Source organism: Streptomyces sp. SAS_272 (assembly GCF_052543235.1).
This window is the reverse complement of record NZ_JBMNDR010000136.1, coordinates 1-15,520: the sequence shown is the minus strand read 5'-3', so window position 1 is coordinate 15,520 and position 15,520 is coordinate 1. Positions and strand designations below refer to the sequence as shown.

Here is a 15,520-nt window from a genome sequence, read left to right as displayed (position 1 = left end):
GGACCCTACGGCGCCGGTTACGGTGGTATTCGGATGGGAGCGTTGAGGGTGCCGTCACCGACTCAATGCCCCTTGCATGTGCCGCAAGTTGCAGTCGGTCCATGTACGGCGAGCGGCTCGACCGGCAGGTCGGATCAACCAATAATTTGGGTGTGAAATTCTGATGTGATGGGGGCTGCCGACGCGCAATGGCGAACTGGCTCGCCGAGTGGTCCGAACCCGGCGATCAGCGCGCGCGGGGACTGGTCTGCAGGGCTGAATCGGCCGAGGCCTCAAGGGGAAGGGGTTTGGAAGTGCAACTACAACTCACATTCGACGAGGTTCTCGGATACCTCAAAGACAGACCTGACGAGACCCGGACGTACCAGGTGCCGAAGGGGTCCATCTCCAGGCTTGCGTGCGACGAGGCAGCGGGCATGCGAGAGATGGACGAGGCCGAGACTTTGGAGTTGGCCGACTATCTAGACGTATCCGCCAAGGACCTCAGGGGCCCTTTGAAGGTCGTTGACGTTCGGTGCCCCTCCTGCACACATCGCCTGTCCTTCCTCGACTTTGCCAAAACTGCGGTCGAATCAGGAGCACACGGGAAAGAAGACCTACGTCAAGTGCTGACCGGTAAGAGCGGCGAGTGGATCACCATTCGCGGCCGGGACGGTGGCCGCCCGGTGAGCTGCGCCCAGTGCGGCAGCGACGTTCCACGCCCGATGGCCGGCTGCTATTCGGAGTACTCGTCGTCCGACTACGCCTACGCCTGACTTCTCCGGCGCTTCGGAGCCACTAACGCCGGCTGGGCCTACCCGGCCGCCCTGGTCGTGACTCACATCAGCGTCATCACGGATTCACCAACGCGATCCAGCTCCACTCAGAGCTCCAGAGTTTCGGCTACCGCGGCAGCCACCAGATCACCCGCTCTTTCGCCACCGGCCTGGAGAAGGACTGGGACGCCGTCGTCCAGGGCCTGACCAGCCAGTGGAACTCCGGCGCAGTCGAGGGCCGGGTCAACCACTTTGAGATGGTCAAGCGCCAGATGTTCGGCCGCCGCCAAGCTCCCGTTCCTCCATATACAGGTACTTCTCACCGCCGCCCGATGACTGTCCTGCTCAAGGCGGGACTACGCCGTCGGAGTACGCACTCCGACGGCCAGCAGAGGGCTCGGACAACCACGTTTGTGACGACGAAGTACCCCGGGCTCACCCAGCCGTCCTCTTTGCTCACGAGGACCGGACCGCCCTCGCGGCAGTAGCGACTCAACATGCGGTGCCGCAACGGAGTGGCGGCGTGGTCAGTGGCCGCTCGCTGCGGGGGCGAAGGGTCCGTCCAGGGCTGCCCATTGCAGGAGCAGGATGGTCTTGCCGTCGGTGATGCGTCCGTCGCGGGTCATGGCGAGGGCTTCTGAGAAGGGCAGTTCGAGGACCTCGATGTCTTCGCCGTCTTCCTCGAGTCCGCCGCCGGTCCCGGTCCGGTCGGCCGGGGTGTATGAGGCGGCGAAGAAGTGGAGGCGCTCGGTGACGGAGCCGGGGCTCATGTAGGCGTCGAGGACATGGGTGAGCGGGCCGAGGGTGACGCCGAGTTCCTCGGCGCTCTCGCGCCGGACGGCGGTCGGCGGGTCGTCCGCGTCGAGCAGCCCCGCGGCCGCTTCGACGAGCATGCCGTCTGGGTGGTCGTTGACGTAGGCCGGGTAGCGGAACTGGCGGGTGAGCAAGACGTAGCCACGTTCGGTGTCGTAGGGCAGGACGACGGCGCCGTTGCCGCGGTCGTAGGTCTCGCGCCGCTGGGTTTCCCAGCGTCCGTCACGGCGGCGGTGGTCGAAGGTGGTGCGGCGCAGGACGTGCCAGCCCTGGGAGGTGAGTTCGACGTCGCGGATCACGACGTCGGGGTTACGGTCCAGGCCTCGTCCGGCCTGGTCGAGGGCGGTGCGGCCGCGGTGGTCGGGTGTGTCGATGCCGGGGCGGCTTGTCACGCGGTCTCCTGCGGGGTGCGGCAGGGAATCTCGGCCACGTCGTGGTAGACGGGCAGGCCGCGGCGGCGGGCGGTGGCGGCGTCCTGGTCGGCTCCGGTGGAGTCGCCGGGCAGGCGCAGCACGGCGTCGCAGTGGGCGAGGAGGCGGTCGGCGGTCGGGTAGAGCACCTGGTCGGCGAGGGGGTCGGTGGGGCCCGCGCCGACTGACTGCAGGACGGGCAGGGCGATCCATTCCCCGATCACGGGGAGGTGGCCGGCGGCGAAGACGGGCCAGGCGGCGGCTTCGAGGCGGGCGAGGTTGGCGGCCATGGCCTGCGGATCGCCGTCGGTGCCGGAGCGGTAAGGCCCGGCGATCAGGATGAGCATGGGCTTGTCGGTCACGGGCGCTACAATACATGCAGAAACGTGCAAGAACAGGAGAGAGTGCGGATGCTGGCCGCTGAACGCCGTGACCACCTGCTGGGTATGCTTGCCCGCGAGGGCAAGATCATCGCCAAGGACGTCGCCGCCGCACTGGGGATCTCCGAGGACAGTGTGCGGCGCGACCTGCGCGATCTGGCGGCCGAGGGAATGTGCCAGCGGGTCTACGGCGGGGCGTTGCCTGTTTCCCCGGCCGTGGCGGACTACGCCGCCCGGCAGGCCGTGGCCCCCGACGGCAAGCGGAAGGTCGCCTCGGTGGCCGCCGGGCTGGTGCGGCCGGGCGGCGCGCTGATCCTCGACGGCGGCACCACTGCCCTGGCTGTCGCCCACGCGCTCCCGCAGGACCTGGCCTGCACCGTGATCACCCACAGTCCGACGATCGCCGCTGCCCTGCTCGACCACCCGCAGGTCGAGCTCTTCCTGCTCGGCGGCCGCATCTTCAAGCACTCCGCGGTCGCCTGCGGTGCGGCCGCGGTCGAGGCCGCGCAGAATGTCTCCGCCGACCTGTGCCTCATCGGCGTCACCGGCGTGCACCCCGAGGCGGGCCTGACCACCGGCGACGCAGAGGAGGCCGCGATGAAGCGCGCCCTGGCCGCGCGGGCCGCAGATACCTACGTCCTCGCCTCGTCCGAGAAGATCGGCACCGCTTCGCGGTTCCGCGTCCTGCCCTGGGAGAAGATCAGCGGACTGATCACCGACGCCGACCCCCACGACGCCGTCGTTGAGCAGCTCACGGCGCTCGGCGTGGAGGTCCTGGCAGCCGACTGACAGCTACGTGCCGAACACGGGATCGCCGACCGGCCGACAGGTCATCCAGGGCACCAACCCGCCACCGCGCTTCAGACATCCACCGGAATTGACAATTGCTCCCCCCACGGAATGTGTGCCAGAACCGAGTTTCAACAGCAGCTGTCGATCCGCGCGGTCGGAAAGGGGCACGGAAAATGACGGCGCTGTCGTCAGTGAGGGCGTTCGCGTCGATCACTGGGGCGACCAGCGCCTCCGAGAGATCAGGCGCGGTAGCCTCGGGCCATGCCTGAGACATCGGTGGCGCATTTTTACGACGAACTGGCCGACGACTACCACCTCATCTACTCAGACTGGGACGCGAGCGTCCACCGGCAAGGGGATGCCCTTGACGCCCTGATCGGCCAGGATCGCGCGGAGGTGCTCGACTGTTCCTGCGGCATCGGCACCCAGGCCATCGGCTTGGCGCTGCGCGGGCACCGCGTCACCGGGACCGATCTCAGCCCTCGCGCCGCCGCCCGCGCTGCCCGTGAGGCCGCCCGGCGGAGCCTGAGCCTGCGCACGGCAGCCGCCGACATGCGACGCCTCCCGTTTTTCGACGACCGGTTCGATGTCGTCGTCTGCGCTGACAACTCGCTGCCCCATCTGCTGACGGGGCAGGATGTGCACGCTGCCCTTGCCGAGATGCGCCGCGTTCTGCGTCCCGCTGGACTGCTGCTGGTCAGTACACGCCCCTACGATGACGTGCTGCGCGACCGCCCCGTTTCGACGCCTCCACAAGTCCACCGGACCGCCGACTGTGCCGACGGCGGAGAACGGACAGTCACCTTCCAGCTCTGGCACTGGCACGACGACGGCGAGCGCTACGACTTGGAGCACTTCCAACTCCTCCCGGCCGGCGGAGAATGGCGTGTTCAGGTCCGCCGGACCACCTACTGGGCAATCGGCCCAGACCGGTTGGCCGGGCTCGCAGCCGAGGCCGGTTTTGTCGACGCCCGGTGGCGGATGCCGGGGGAGACAGGCTTCTTCCAGCCGATGCTTGTTGCCCGCGCCGACGGGTAGATGATTGCACCGTCCGGCTCGACCACCGTCCATGAGGCGACGGTCGAGCCGGGGCCGGCAGGTGTAGGCCGGCTTTGGCGGGTTGTTCGGCTCGTGCCCGGGCGCCGGCGAGACGGTAGGAGTCGGTGCCGGTCTCGATGATGGAGCCGCTGAATGTCAGCCGGTCGACGGCGGCTGCGCGGACCCGCGGGTCGGTGAACGTCTTCGTCCAGCCATCTGGGGCCAGCATATGCTGGCACATGTTCGCAGGGCTGGAACTGTGCGGGGCCTGCTGACAGCGTCGCCACCGACCGGCCCTTCGTGCGGGCGAGGGGCCCATCGAGCGGTCCGGGCGACGGGCGTCCACCGCCTGTGGCAGCCACGTCCTCGACGCCGGCGGGTTCCCACCCCGCATGATCCGCTGCACTCGACTGCTCAACCTGGTCGACACCATGGACCCCAAGCTCGTTGCCTCGCGTTCGGCATGGACCCCGGGGCCACCATGAACTATTGGTCCGACCGCATTGATGAGACCCGCTCGGCGGAGTGGGCGGCGGTCAAGAACTGATCTCTGGTCGGAGTTCGTACGGGTAGAGAGCGATCTTGTCGCGGTCGATGAAGAGCTCGACCCATGTGCCGGCAACACCCTCGGGCAGCGGATCAGCGAGGTCCAGCAGAATCTGAGTGCCATCGAAGTCCAGCACGGCGGCGCCGTCCACTGTGAGGTCCAGTCGTCCGCGGAGGACAACGCAGTGCCCGCCGGGCCGGACCCCCGGTCCGATACCGGCAGCCGGTTTCGCGTTCCGCCCCCAGACGATGTCCTCGTCGACCGTCCACTCGACGTGATACTTGCCCGGCCTCGCGGCTTGGTCACCGCACCAGCGGACCGCTGTCCCTCCGAACGGGGTCTGGATCTGGGCCAGCCAGTGGCTCCAGGGGAACTTTGAGACTTTCACCAGTTCGACCAGCATCGTTCGATCATGCAGCATCCGGTTTGCTGCCGGAACCCGTGAAGTCTCGGCGTTGCCTGGCGGCTATGACACATCGTCAGCCCCCACGACGTCACGCGGCAAGGGTCGGTAGACCCCCTGCCACCTGCGCGCGTGACCGAACACTTTGCCGCAGGTCTCCGCGTCCGGGATCCGGCAGGCCTACGTGCCCGGGATCCGGCAGTTCGTGCTGCTCGGCGTCGGCATGGACAGCCGGCTTTTCAGATCAACTTGCCTGACGGCATTGGCTGTTCGAGGTCGACACCGCCGCGGACCCGGGACTTCAAGGCTTCGGTCCTGCGCCAGGAGCGGGCCTTCGGGTCGTTTGCACGGTGTGAGCGGATCGCCGTCGCGGTGGATCTGCGCGAGGACCGGCCAGGCGCGGAGAGCATGTCTGCGAAGGCCCCGACGCCCAGCAGAACAGCCGCCGGACGGGTCTGCAACAAGCCTCGTTGTATCGGGGTATTCATCGACGCGGCGGCCCCGGCGCGGGGCCGTGGCCCCCTCGACGCCAAAGTGACGGGCATCACAGCGAACGGAAAACCCGTCGCCCTCGCCGGGCGTCTAGCGGGTGTGAGACGAGAGAGGAAAGCACTGGACGAGCGGGACGAGGAGAGTCTCGTCCGGCTGGTGGCCAAGGGCGACCGTGCGGCCTTCGAGGTGCTGTACCAGCGCACTGCGCCGTGGCTGGCAGTCCGCCTGCGACGCCGCTGCGCCGACGAACAGATCGTCGCCGAGGTCATGCAGGAGACGTATCTGGCGGTGTGGCGCGCGGCGGGTGCGTTCGCCGGAGCCGCCGTCGGAGGGACCGCCGTCGGCTGGCTGTGGACGATCGCGGCGCGCCGCCTCGTCGACGCGTTCCGCAGAAGAGCCCACCACGCGGACCCGCCGCTCGCGGCGGCCCCGTGGAGCACGGCGCCGGCCGCCGAGGAGGAGGCGCTCGCGGCGAGCACCGACGGCGAAGTCGGCGACGCGCTGCGGCGCCTCGCGCCGGAGCTCAGACAGGTTCTGCAGGCCATGGTGCTCGACGGGCTGTCGGTCCGAGAGACCTCGGTCCTGCTCGGCGTGCCCGAGGGCACGGTCAAAACACGGGCCCGCCGGGCCCGGACCGAGATGCGGAGGGCCCTGACATGAGCGTGGAACACGCCTCGACACATCTCATCGACGCCTACGCGCGCGGCGACGGCGATATCGCCGCCGACGAGGTGTGGGCCCTGGAAGCCCACCTGGAGGCATGCCGTGTCTGCCGCGACCGGGTGTCGGCCGCCGTCACCGCGGCAGTGCCGACCGTCACGGCGCTGGTGCGCGCCGTGCGGTCCGACCTCGAACCCCTGCTGTCCGCCACCGCCACGATGCCGCACCGACGGCGACGGCCCACCTGGTTGTCCAGGTGGGCGACGCCCACGACGGCACCTTGGCTGGCCATGGTCATGAGCGTGACGCTGCTCGCCCTGCTGCTCGACCTGGCCGGATACGGCACCGGCGCGGCACCGGTACCGCTCGTGCTGCTGCTCGCCCCCGTCCTGCCCGTGCTGGGTGTCGCGGCGTCCTGGTCGCGGGGCCTGGACCCGGCCTACGAACTGACCGCCTCCACGCCCCGGGCCGGGCTGCCCCTGGTCCTGCGCCGCACCGCCTCCGTGCTCGCCGCCGTCGTCCCCGTACTGCTGGCGGGCGGCTGGATGACCGGAGTGACAGTCGCGCAGTGGCTGCTGCCCTGCCTGGCGTTCACCTCCACGACCCTGGCGCTGGGCGGCGTGATCGGCGTGACTCGCGCCGCCGCCGCACTCATCACGGTATGGGCCGCCCTTGTCCTGGCTCCGGCCCTGACCACCAGCCGCACCCCCGTCGCTCTGGACAGGGGCGGCCTGCCCGTGTGGGCGCTGATCCTCACGCTCGCCACCGGTGTCGTCATCGCCCGTAGGGGCGCGTTCGCCGTGCTGGGAGCCCATCGATGACCTACCGGAAGGAACACCACACGATGTCCGCAGTGAGCGGAGCCGACCTGGCGCCGACACGTCACGCCTGGGCAGTCCGGGCCGCGGGGTTGAAAGTGCGGGTGGGTCGCACACGGATGGCCGTCGACGGGCTCGACCTCTCCCTGGGCACCGGCGTGCACGGCCTGCTCGGACCCAACGGGGCCGGAAAGACCACCCTGATCCGCGCACTCGCCACGGTCCTGCGCCCCAGCGGGGGCACCCTGGAACTGCTCGGCGAACCCGCTGCGGGAGGTCGGGGGGACCAGCGTGCGCTGCGCCGCCGGATCGGCTATCTGCCGCAGGAGTTCGGCTACTACAAACGCTTCACGGCGCGTGAGTTCATCGAGTACATGGCATGGCTGAAGGAGGTTCCCAAGGCGGACATACCCGCCGCCGTGCAGCGCGCCATAGAGAGGGTCGGCCTGGCGGACCGCGCCGACGAGAGGATGAAGGCCCTGTCGGGCGGCATGGTCCGCAGGGCCGGCATCGCCCAGGCCATCGTCAACGACCCGGAGATCCTGCTCCTGGACGAGCCGACGGTCGGTCTCGACCCGGCTCAACGGCTGCGGTTCCGCGAGCTGCTGCAGCAACTGGGCACGGACACCTGCGTCGTGGTCTCCACCCACCTGGTGGAGGACGTCGCCGCCGCCTGCACGGACGTGGTGCTCTTCGCCGAAGGACGGCTCGTCTTCCAGGGCACCCCCGACCGGCTGGCCGCGGCGGGCGGACCGGGGCACGTGGGCGACAGCCCGCTCGAGCGCGGCTACTCCGCCCTGCTGCTCACCCCCGGACAGACGAGGGGCAACTGGTGAACGTCCGAGTCCTGCGCACCGAGCTGAAGCGCTCCTCGGCCCCATGGGCCGGCGTCGTGGCCCTGGCTACGGGGTCGGCGTTGCTGTACCTGATCTCCGAACCGTGGTCGGGCACCACCACGGCGTGGACGGGCCAGTGGACGTCCATGGCCCTTTGGACCCGCACCCTGCTCTTCTACCTGTGGCCGCTCGCCATAGGACTCGGAGCACTTCAGGGCCTGCGCGACCACCGCTCGAAGATCTCCGATCTCCTGACGAGCACACCCCGTCCCGCCTGGCACCGCGCGGCCACGCTGGCGGGCACGACGGCAGGGGCCCTGGTCGCGGCGTTCGTGTCGCTGATCCTGGTGGGCGCAGTCCAGGTGTTCACCCGCACCGAGTACACCCACCTCGGCTGGCTGCCCATCTCGCTGGTGGGCGTACTGGCCCTCGTCGCGGGGTCGGTTCTGGGCATGGGAGCCGCGCGGGCTCTGCCTTCCGTGCTCACCCCGCCCGCGCTCGCCATGGGTGCCTTCGTCTTCACGGCGGTCCTGGCCCGGGCCGAGACGGCCACGATGCCCGGGGCCCCCGCAGCGGAGCCGAACCGGCTCGTCCTGCTGTCGCCTGCCGTGGAGAGGGTGCCGAACGCGTTCGTGACGCTCTCCGCCTCCGTGCACCTCGGACAGACGATCTGGATGCTGGGCATGGCGTCGACCGGCTTCGCGCTGCTGGTCGCCGCGGCCCTGCATACCCGGCTGCTCGCACTGGCGCCCGTCCTGGCGGGCGTGACGCTCGCCCTGCTCGTCCTGCCCTCGGACCCGCGCCGGATGTTCGTCCTCGACCAGGCCGCAGCGAGGCCGGTGTGCGACGGCTCCGTCTGCGTGAGCAGCACGCAGCAGGCCCGACTCGCCGGCCTGGCAGGTCCCGCCAAGGAGGCTCTGCGTCTGCTGCACGGCGCGCTGGGCGCCCGGGCGCCGGAGACGGTCCGGGAGAACACCGCCCTACTGCCGGACGGCTCCACACCGCGGTGGCCCCGCACGACCGTGCTCTTCCACTTCGACGACGACATGTTCGCCGCAGCGAAGGGCGATGAGGTGACCAAGGCTCTGATCGCTCAGGGCATGGTGCCGGGATGCAGTCCCGCCGGCTGGAGCACGTTCGGCAGCGACCAATTCGCGCAGACCGTCGCGGTGGGCTGGGTGCTGGGGGAACTCGAGCCGCTGCCCGGCACCGGGTCGGCAGCGTTGAACCGCCACGTCGTCGACAGGGTCCGCCCGGTGTGGGAGGAGCTCATGGCGCTGCCACGGGCGCAACAGCTCGCACGCATCAACGCGATGCGCGCCGTCGCTCTCTCATGCGAGGGCGACGCGTTCGAGGCACTCAAAGGCGGTCCGTCCCGGTGAGATGGCTCATGCTGTACGCACACTCCCGTCAGGTGCCCGCGTTCCTCGCCACGGTGCTGATCAGCGCCCTGGCCGTGTGGGCGCTCACTCGGGACGGAAGCGGCGCGCCCGGTGGGTCGCAACTGCCCGCGGTCGTCCTCACCGCCGGCGCCATGGCCCTCTCGATCGGACTCGGCGGGCAGGACCTCGACCTGGACCGCAGTGCCGCGATCCGCTGGGCACCCCGCAGAGCGGCGCACGTGCTGCTCGGCGGCGCGATCGTCGGCGCCGTGTTCCTGACGGTGCAGACGCTGGGCCAGGACCTGACCACCACCGCGTTCGTCGCCCGGGACTGCGCGGGGCTGGCGGGGCTGACCGCCCTCGGTGCGGCGGTCGCGGGCGGGCGGTACGCCTGGGCGTTCCCCTTCACCTGGCTCGCGTTCGCGTTCCTCGCTCCGCCCTCGGCGACCAGTGTGCCGGTGAAGGTGGCGACCTGGATGATGTTGCCGGCCGGCACACCCGAGGCGACCTGGACGGCACTGTGCCTCGCGGTGTTCGGCACGGCGCTCTACGCCTCAGTGGGACCGGAGGCTCTCGCACTGCCGGCCGGGCGAGCGTCGCGGCGCGGTCGCGGTGCGCACCGGTGAGCGTGTCGCCGCCGTAGGTCGACGGTCAGACCGGGCTCCGGAATATCCCGCGGCGCACCGAAGAGCCGGCCGCCACGGTCCGTACCGCGAAGGGCCGTCACCGGTCCTGGTGGGGCGCGGCCACGGCCGCGCCCCTCGCAGGCGCCACGGCCACGGCCGTCGCCAACCTCGGGCCGAGGGACGGGGACGGGCGCAACGTCATGTGTGCCTGCACCCCGTCCACCGAGGCAGACCTGAGCCGGCTGCCGCTGACGACCGCGTTCGATCCGCGCGACGCCGCCCGCTCCCGCGCGGCGAGGCCTGTCGCGCGCGGCTGGGGCTCATCCGGCTTCGCCGCCGGAGAGGCGGGCCGGAGGACGGGGGCGGGTTGAGCGGCCTCAGCCTCCGGTCGGGCTCTTGTCGAGGAAGTGGACCTCCAGATCACCGTCGAGCAGGACTGCCGTCCGACCGAGGAAGTCGGTGATGTGCGGCGACTTCAGATTCGCGGCGTGGTCCTCGGGGTGGTGCCACACTTCGTAGAACCAGAAGCGGCCGGGCTCGCCCCTCTCGGTGTGGAGGTCGTACTTCAGGCAGCCCGGCGCCTGCCGGGTGGGTGCCAGGAGCGCTGTCAGGGCGTCGTGCAGGGCCGCTTCGCAACCGTCCTTCGCGTGCATCCGCGCGATGACCGTCAAAGGGGCCTTCGTCGATGTCATGGCGTGCTCCTCAGAGATACGAGCCCCGGGAACAGGGCTGATCCAGAGGCTAGGGCGAAATGGTCCGGTGCTACAGTCCATTCGCATGCCTGTTAAACAGACCAATCACGTCACCGGTCTCCTCCTCGACGTGCCGGACGACGGGCGAGCGTTGCACGAACGTCTGACGGCCGCGATCAGGAACGCGATCCTGGCGGGCCGCCTCACTCCCGGTGACGCGCTGCCCCCGAGCCGGGCGCTCGCCGAGGAGCTGAACTGCTCGCGCTGGGTGGTCAACGAAGCGTATGTACAGCTCGTCGCCGAAGGGCACCTCGTGGCACGGCAGGGGTCGGGCACGCGGGTGGCGCCGGACGTGTCGACGACGCCGGCCGTTTCGCCGGTCGCGCGCCCGGCGCAGGCGCCCGCACCGGTCGTGGTCGATCTCCGGCCCGGCGCACCCGACGTGGCAGGGTTTCCCGCCGCCGTCTGGAGCCGGGCGATGCAGCACGTCCTCCTGACCGGTGAGGGGTCGGACGTGTTCCCCCCGGCCGAGGGCGCGCGGCGGCTGCGTGAGGTCGTGTCCGGTTACCTGGCACGAACCCGGGGGATGACGGTTTCGCCTGATGAGGTGGTCGTCACCTGCGGCACCACGCACGCCGTGGCACTGCTGGCAGGCGTGCTGGCCCGGCGTTCCGCTTCTCGGCTGGCGGTGGAGGACCCCGGCTGGAGCCGGTTGGGTGATGCGGCGGCCCACGCGGGGCTGGCGATCGAACCGGTGGCCGTCGACGGCGAGGGCCTCGACGTCGTACGGCTGGAACGGACCGGTGTGGACGCGGTGCTCTGCTCGCCCGCCCACCAGTTCCCCACCGGCGCCGCGCTGTCGGCGGGACGGCGGCGGTCCCTGCTGGCCTGGGCGGCGCAGAGTTCGACCATCGTCCTGGAGGACGACTACGACTCCGAATTCCGATACGACCGCAAGCCGATCGGAGCGCTTGCGTCCCTCGACCGGGACAACGTCGCCTACCTCGGCTCCGTGAGCAAGACCCTGCACCCGGGGCTGCGGATGGGATGGATGGTGCCCCCCGCTCGCCTGAGAGACCCGGTGATCGATGCTCTCGAAAGGTCGGGCGCGGGACCCGGAGTGTTCGACCAACTGGCGCTCGCCCGGCTCATCGACGCCGGCGACTACGACAAACACCTGCGCCGCGCCCGCACGCTGTACCGCGAGCGGCGGGAGTCGGTGCTCGCGGCCCTGTACAGCCACGCCGTCATCCGCGACGCCGGTCCCGTGGAAGGGATCGCCGCCGGACTGCATCTGGTGCTCTCGCTGCCGCCCGGGCACGACGACCGCGATGTCGCCGCCCGCTTGGCGCGCCGGGGCGTGGCCGTGATGCCTCTGTCGCGCTATGCCCGCCGCCGCCTCCGGCCTGCTCTGGTCATCGGGTACGGCCGGCTCTCACCGGCCCGCGCGTCCTTCGCCGCGGCGGAGATCGCGGCGGTGCTCGAAAGCGGAGGCGCACCGTGATCGGCCGGCGCGGCGGGCCCGCCGCCCAGCCGGCGGCGCGCAGTGAACTGAGTCGCGGACGCGCCGACAGGCGGCGACTGTCTCCGGCTACAGCCGGCAGCGGCCACGGCAGGCGGCTTCGCCGGGGCTCGTCGGGGGCCTCGCCGGCCGTCTCCGGGAACCTCACGTGCCGGTTGCCGGAAGCGGTGGTTGGCCGGCGATCCGGTGGTGCTCCTGATCGATCATTTCGGACGGGGCGGGGCTCCGCAGCCGACGGACAGTGACATCGGTCGTTCCGACTGGGCGAGGCCTTCGGTCCGGCGGCCGAAGGCGGACAACGCGGTACCGGCCGTCATCCGGGCCGCGGCCTCGTTGAGCAGCAGCGTCTGAGCATCCCGAGCATCGCCGACGTCCAAGGCGGGGGCCGGCCCCGGCATCCTCCATCAACTCATCGCGCACACCCATCACTTGTTCCTTTATCGCGGCCTGTTGCGCCGTGACCGACGAAGTGAGGATGTTGCAGTCGACAGAGCAGTCCTCGACCCGAGCCGGCGGGCGAAGCCTGCCCGCTTGTCGGCAGGGCGATTGGACAGGTCGTGATCCACGCGGTGGGAGCAGGCGTGCTTCAGGGTCCTGTGCGTGAACGCGGCCATAAGTCGGTCTCCTCAAAGGGGTTGCCAGGTAGTGGGGTTGCGCCCTGATCGGGACGTCTTGTGCCGGCCTGAAAATAGGCTGCGGTGTCGGCCGCGCGGCAGCTGTCCGGTGGAGAGGAGCTGTCGGTGCGCGGCGAGAAGGACGGCGAGGGCGAAGGTCGGGCCGGTCGGGGAGCACCGCGTTGGCCAGCTGCTGCTTGGCGAGGCGTCCGGCCAGAGCGGTAGGCGGCGGACTGTCCGATGCTGATCAGGCCCTGCGCTCCCGTGTCGAGGGGGAGCGCGGAGGGCGGAGGCGGGTGTCGGGCTGCCCGCTGGGCCACAGGCTCGGCCTTTCCTGCCTGAACCGCCCCCGAACAGCCATGATGGACCTGACACTCACTTGTGGACGTGCCCGAACGCGGCAACCTGCCCGCTCCGTTCACGGCCGATTCTCCGGTCGCAGGCCGCGGTCAGAGTTTCAGGAACACGGTCAGGGCCATGAAGGCGGCGAACGCGACGCCCAGGGCCGGGATCAGGACCGGGTACGCCACGGCGATCAGTCCGGCGAGCGTCGTGCCCAGGAGGGCGATGGCCACGGAGTGGCGGTCCTGCGGGCCGTTGGACATGAGTTGACCTCCTGTTGGCGTGGTTCGCGGGTCGGGAAGTCCTGTCCCTCCCGGCATGCGGGGCGGGGACAGAACGTGTAGGTCGGCGAGCAACCGGGACAAGAACATCAGAGAACCGGCCCCCCGGACCCCTTCAAGGCACGGCAACTGCGAACACCGCCGCGTTGCCGTGAAAGCCCCTGCTGAGAAGGCTCGTTCAATTACGGTGTTGGCCTACTGCTAAGGGGATTCATGACGACTTATCCTGCTCGCCCGCTGCCGGACCCGGCACACGTGACGTCCTCGCGGCAGCTCGTGCTCGCCGTGAAGGAGCTCATGGCCTGCCTGGACCTGAGCGGCAGCCAGGTCGCCAAGAAGGGAAACCTGTCGACCGGGACCATCTCCGGCCTGGTCAACGGCAGGGTCTTTCCCCGGGAAGCCACCTTCAAGGCGTTCATCACGACGGGATGCGGCCAGACTTGGGAGCCGTGGCGTCAGGCATGGCAGCGGGCTCACCAGGATGACCTGCACCGGCGTCCCAGCGAGAGCCTGGCTGCAGAGGTTCACGAAGCCCAGAGCAGGATCGAGGTGCTCGAGCAGGCCCTCGCAGCCGCGACCGAAAGGCTCTCGGAGCTGGAGGAGCGTGTCACCGCCGGCCTTGACGCCCGGCGTACGGACGAGGCTGCCGAACGCGACGAGGCGCGCCGCCGAACCGACGCCATGCACCAACTCCTCGAAGCGGTGCCGGCACCCCGGTTCGCAGTGGAGCGCTGGGACCACCGCGACACCGAAAGCCAGCCGCTGTACGACATCTCCGCAGTGGACACATTCCTCCAAGAGGTACGGACGCGGTCGAATGAAAGTCTCCTGAAACACCTGCTCAGAACGCATCCCGGAGCGTTCAGGGATCCAGGCGGAGGCCAGACCTGCGGATACCGCGCCTTCGAGGTCGACCTGTACATCTCGCAGCTTCGCCTGGCACTGGACATCGACCGCCCCGACCCGTACCGGCTCCCAGGCCCCGCGCGGCAACTGCGCCACGCGCAGCAGCAGCCGCAGACAGATCGGGACGTGGAGCCGGAATCCGAGGTGGTCGGCTTCTCTGTCGACCGCCCGCGGTCGGCTGTGGTGCGTGGTCGCGATGACCGTCGTCCCGGCGTGCCTGAAACGTAGGGGAGCGCGCGCCTACCCTGTGCCTTCCCCTGGTGGGGCGGGCAGCAGGTACGCCTGGCAGAGGGCGATCAACTCGTGCATCTGCCGGTCCTCGGCGATCGGATAGTGCTGGCCGGTGCCGGGTCCGAAGATGACCTGCCACATGACCGTGCTGAACACCGCACGGAAGGCCATGGGTACCGCTGTTTCCGGGTGGGGGCACGTGAGGTCGTCCGGGCGGACCAGCAGAGTGAGGTGAACAGTTCCTCCGCACGAGCGCTGGTGGCGTTGCCGCGCTTTTGCAGTGAGGCGTCGGCCGCGGCCCGCAGGATGAGCGGGCTCATCACCGTCCCGTGCCTGGCCACCTGCACCGCCAGCGCGTGGACGGCGTCGGCCACCAGCTGCGCCGGCGGAGTGTCGGTGCGCTCTGCGAGTTCGGCGAAAGCGGCCCGCAAATCGGCGTCGACCTCGTCGAGCATGTCGTGCTGCACCGAGTGAACCAGGCCGTTCTTGTCGGTGAACCGGTCGTAGACGGCACCGACCGACACCCTGGCCGCTGCCGCCACCTTCGCCACAGCCAGGCCCTCCCAGCGGCCCTCGGCCAGCGCATGCCGTGCCGCGTCGAGAATCTTGCGCTCCGTGAGCCTGCTGCGCTCCTGTTGCGCCGGACGCCTTCCCGGTGACGCCACGCAGTTTCTCCCGAATCCACGCCCAGTTGCCCCTGGAAGGATAGCAATACAGTGAACCTGAACTTTGGTTCGGTTATGTTGAGAGGCTCGACCGTCGAGCCCTCTGACCACCCAGAAGGAACATGCGATGACCCACAGAAATTGACAATTACTCTGTGCCGGCGCCGCAGGATGCATACTGCACATGCTGTGCGCACCAGGGGGCGGGGATGAACGGTCTGGAAGTCGGCATTGTCGGGCTCGGTGACGAATCGGCGGCTCTCCGGCTGGAGGCGCACCGGACCGAGTTGATCGGCTACTGCTATCGAATGCTGG

At 69.9% G+C, this 15,520-nt stretch carries 18 protein-coding genes and 2 pseudogenes; 11 read left to right on the top strand and 9 right to left on the bottom strand.

The window, feature by feature from the left end; translation table 11 throughout:
* The first annotated feature begins 188 nt into the window (after window positions 1-188).
* Window positions 189-755, top strand: a complete 567-nt coding sequence (locus tag ACN6LD_RS39980) for a hypothetical protein (RefSeq protein WP_445045722.1) — start codon at window positions 189-191, stop codon at window positions 753-755.
* Window positions 756-882: 127 nt separating this feature from the next.
* On the opposite strand, the gene ACN6LD_RS39975 is transcribed toward ACN6LD_RS39980, so the two are convergent.
* From ACN6LD_RS39975 to ACN6LD_RS39965, 3 genes are all read right to left on the bottom strand, one after another.
* On the bottom strand, window positions 883-1,020 hold the full coding sequence (locus ACN6LD_RS39975; RefSeq protein ID WP_445045721.1) for a hypothetical protein: 138 nt from the start codon (window positions 1,018-1,020) through the stop codon (window positions 883-885).
* Between the two features lie 262 nt (window positions 1,021-1,282).
* Window positions 1,283-1,960 (bottom strand): NUDIX domain-containing protein, encoded by a 678-nt coding sequence (locus ACN6LD_RS39970; RefSeq protein ID WP_445045720.1) that lies wholly within the window; start codon window positions 1,958-1,960, stop codon window positions 1,283-1,285.
* Window positions 1,957-2,340 (bottom strand): DUF4406 domain-containing protein, encoded by a 384-nt coding sequence (locus ACN6LD_RS39965; protein ID WP_445045719.1) that lies wholly within the window; start codon window positions 2,338-2,340, stop codon window positions 1,957-1,959. Before ACN6LD_RS39965 ends, ACN6LD_RS39970 begins: the two co-directional genes overlap by 4 nt.
* Window positions 2,341-2,388: 48 nt before the next feature.
* On the opposite strand from ACN6LD_RS39965, the gene ACN6LD_RS39960 reads away from it, so the two are divergent.
* Both ACN6LD_RS39960 and ACN6LD_RS39955 read left to right on the top strand, forming a co-directional pair.
* A complete protein-coding gene (locus ACN6LD_RS39960) occupies window positions 2,389-3,147 on the top strand; it encodes a DeoR/GlpR family DNA-binding transcription regulator (RefSeq protein WP_445045718.1) in 759 nt (252 codons plus the stop codon).
* Window positions 3,148-3,411: 264 nt separating this feature from the next.
* Window positions 3,412-4,188: a class I SAM-dependent methyltransferase gene (locus tag ACN6LD_RS39955; protein WP_445045717.1), complete on the top strand. Its 777-nt coding sequence runs from the start codon at window positions 3,412-3,414 to the stop codon at window positions 4,186-4,188.
* A 76-nt stretch (window positions 4,189-4,264) separates the two neighbouring features.
* Here ACN6LD_RS39955 and ACN6LD_RS39950 read toward each other — a convergent pair.
* Both ACN6LD_RS39950 and ACN6LD_RS39945 read right to left on the bottom strand, forming a co-directional pair.
* Window positions 4,265-4,402, bottom strand: a pseudogene (locus ACN6LD_RS39950) (IS21-like element helper ATPase IstB); the annotation flags it as partial.
* A 322-nt stretch (window positions 4,403-4,724) separates the two neighbouring features.
* Window positions 4,725-5,138, bottom strand: a complete 414-nt coding sequence (locus ACN6LD_RS39945; protein ID WP_319189247.1) for a hypothetical protein — start codon at window positions 5,136-5,138, stop codon at window positions 4,725-4,727.
* 145 nt (window positions 5,139-5,283) lie between these two features.
* On the opposite strand from ACN6LD_RS39945, the gene ACN6LD_RS39940 reads away from it, so the two are divergent.
* Genes ACN6LD_RS39940 through ACN6LD_RS39915 form a run of 6 tightly spaced genes read left to right on the top strand, consistent with a single transcriptional unit; the run spans window position 5,284 to window position 9,952 of the window.
* On the top strand, window positions 5,284-5,676 hold the full coding sequence (locus tag ACN6LD_RS39940; RefSeq protein WP_445045716.1) for a class I SAM-dependent methyltransferase: 393 nt from the start codon (window positions 5,284-5,286) through the stop codon (window positions 5,674-5,676).
* A 53-nt stretch (window positions 5,677-5,729) separates the two neighbouring features.
* The gene (locus tag ACN6LD_RS39935) at window positions 5,730-6,290 is read left to right on the top strand and encodes an RNA polymerase sigma factor (protein WP_445045715.1); all 561 of its coding nucleotides are present in this window, start codon (window positions 5,730-5,732) and stop codon (window positions 6,288-6,290) included.
* The gene (locus tag ACN6LD_RS39930; protein WP_319189249.1) at window positions 6,287-7,111 is read left to right on the top strand and encodes a zf-HC2 domain-containing protein; all 825 of its coding nucleotides are present in this window, start codon (window positions 6,287-6,289) and stop codon (window positions 7,109-7,111) included. Before ACN6LD_RS39935 ends, ACN6LD_RS39930 begins: the two co-directional genes overlap by 4 nt.
* Window positions 7,108-7,944, top strand: a complete 837-nt coding sequence (locus tag ACN6LD_RS39925; protein WP_445045714.1) for an ABC transporter ATP-binding protein — start codon at window positions 7,108-7,110, stop codon at window positions 7,942-7,944. Before ACN6LD_RS39930 ends, ACN6LD_RS39925 begins: the two co-directional genes overlap by 4 nt.
* On the top strand, window positions 7,941-9,326 hold the full coding sequence (locus tag ACN6LD_RS39920) for a hypothetical protein (RefSeq protein WP_445045713.1): 1,386 nt from the start codon (window positions 7,941-7,943) through the stop codon (window positions 9,324-9,326). Before ACN6LD_RS39925 ends, ACN6LD_RS39920 begins: the two co-directional genes overlap by 4 nt.
* Window positions 9,323-9,952: a hypothetical protein gene (locus tag ACN6LD_RS39915; protein WP_445045712.1), complete on the top strand. Its 630-nt coding sequence runs from the start codon at window positions 9,323-9,325 to the stop codon at window positions 9,950-9,952. Before ACN6LD_RS39920 ends, ACN6LD_RS39915 begins: the two co-directional genes overlap by 4 nt.
* 377 nt (window positions 9,953-10,329) lie before the next feature.
* Here ACN6LD_RS39915 and ACN6LD_RS39910 read toward each other — a convergent pair whose 3' ends face one another.
* A complete protein-coding gene (locus ACN6LD_RS39910; protein WP_445045711.1) occupies window positions 10,330-10,644 on the bottom strand; it encodes a putative quinol monooxygenase in 315 nt (104 codons plus the stop codon).
* 85 nt (window positions 10,645-10,729) lie between these two features.
* Here ACN6LD_RS39910 and pdxR point away from each other — a divergent pair, with 85 nt between their 5' ends.
* Complete coding sequence (pdxR, locus tag ACN6LD_RS39905; RefSeq protein ID WP_445045710.1) at window positions 10,730-12,148, top strand: MocR-like pyridoxine biosynthesis transcription factor PdxR; 1,419 nt, start codon at window positions 10,730-10,732, stop codon at window positions 12,146-12,148.
* A 1,081-nt stretch (window positions 12,149-13,229) separates the two neighbouring features.
* Here the strand turns inward: pdxR and ACN6LD_RS39900 are convergent.
* On the bottom strand, window positions 13,230-13,385 hold the full coding sequence (locus tag ACN6LD_RS39900; protein ID WP_445045709.1) for a hypothetical protein: 156 nt from the start codon (window positions 13,383-13,385) through the stop codon (window positions 13,230-13,232).
* A gap of 303 nt (window positions 13,386-13,688) precedes the next feature.
* On the opposite strand from ACN6LD_RS39900, the gene ACN6LD_RS39895 reads away from it, so the two are divergent.
* Window positions 13,689-14,537, top strand: a complete 849-nt coding sequence (locus tag ACN6LD_RS39895) for a hypothetical protein (RefSeq protein ID WP_445045708.1) — start codon at window positions 13,689-13,691, stop codon at window positions 14,535-14,537.
* Window positions 14,538-14,549: 12 nt separating this feature from the next.
* Here ACN6LD_RS39895 and ACN6LD_RS39890 read toward each other — a convergent pair whose 3' ends face one another.
* Together ACN6LD_RS39890 and ACN6LD_RS39885 are read right to left on the bottom strand one after the other, a co-directional pair.
* Complete coding sequence (locus ACN6LD_RS39890; RefSeq protein WP_445045723.1) at window positions 14,550-14,711, bottom strand: hypothetical protein; 162 nt, start codon at window positions 14,709-14,711, stop codon at window positions 14,550-14,552.
* 308 nt (window positions 14,712-15,019) lie between these two features.
* Window positions 15,020-15,382 (bottom strand): annotated as a pseudogene (locus tag ACN6LD_RS39885) (TetR family transcriptional regulator); the annotation flags it as partial.
* Window positions 15,383-15,520: the final 138 nt, after the last annotated feature.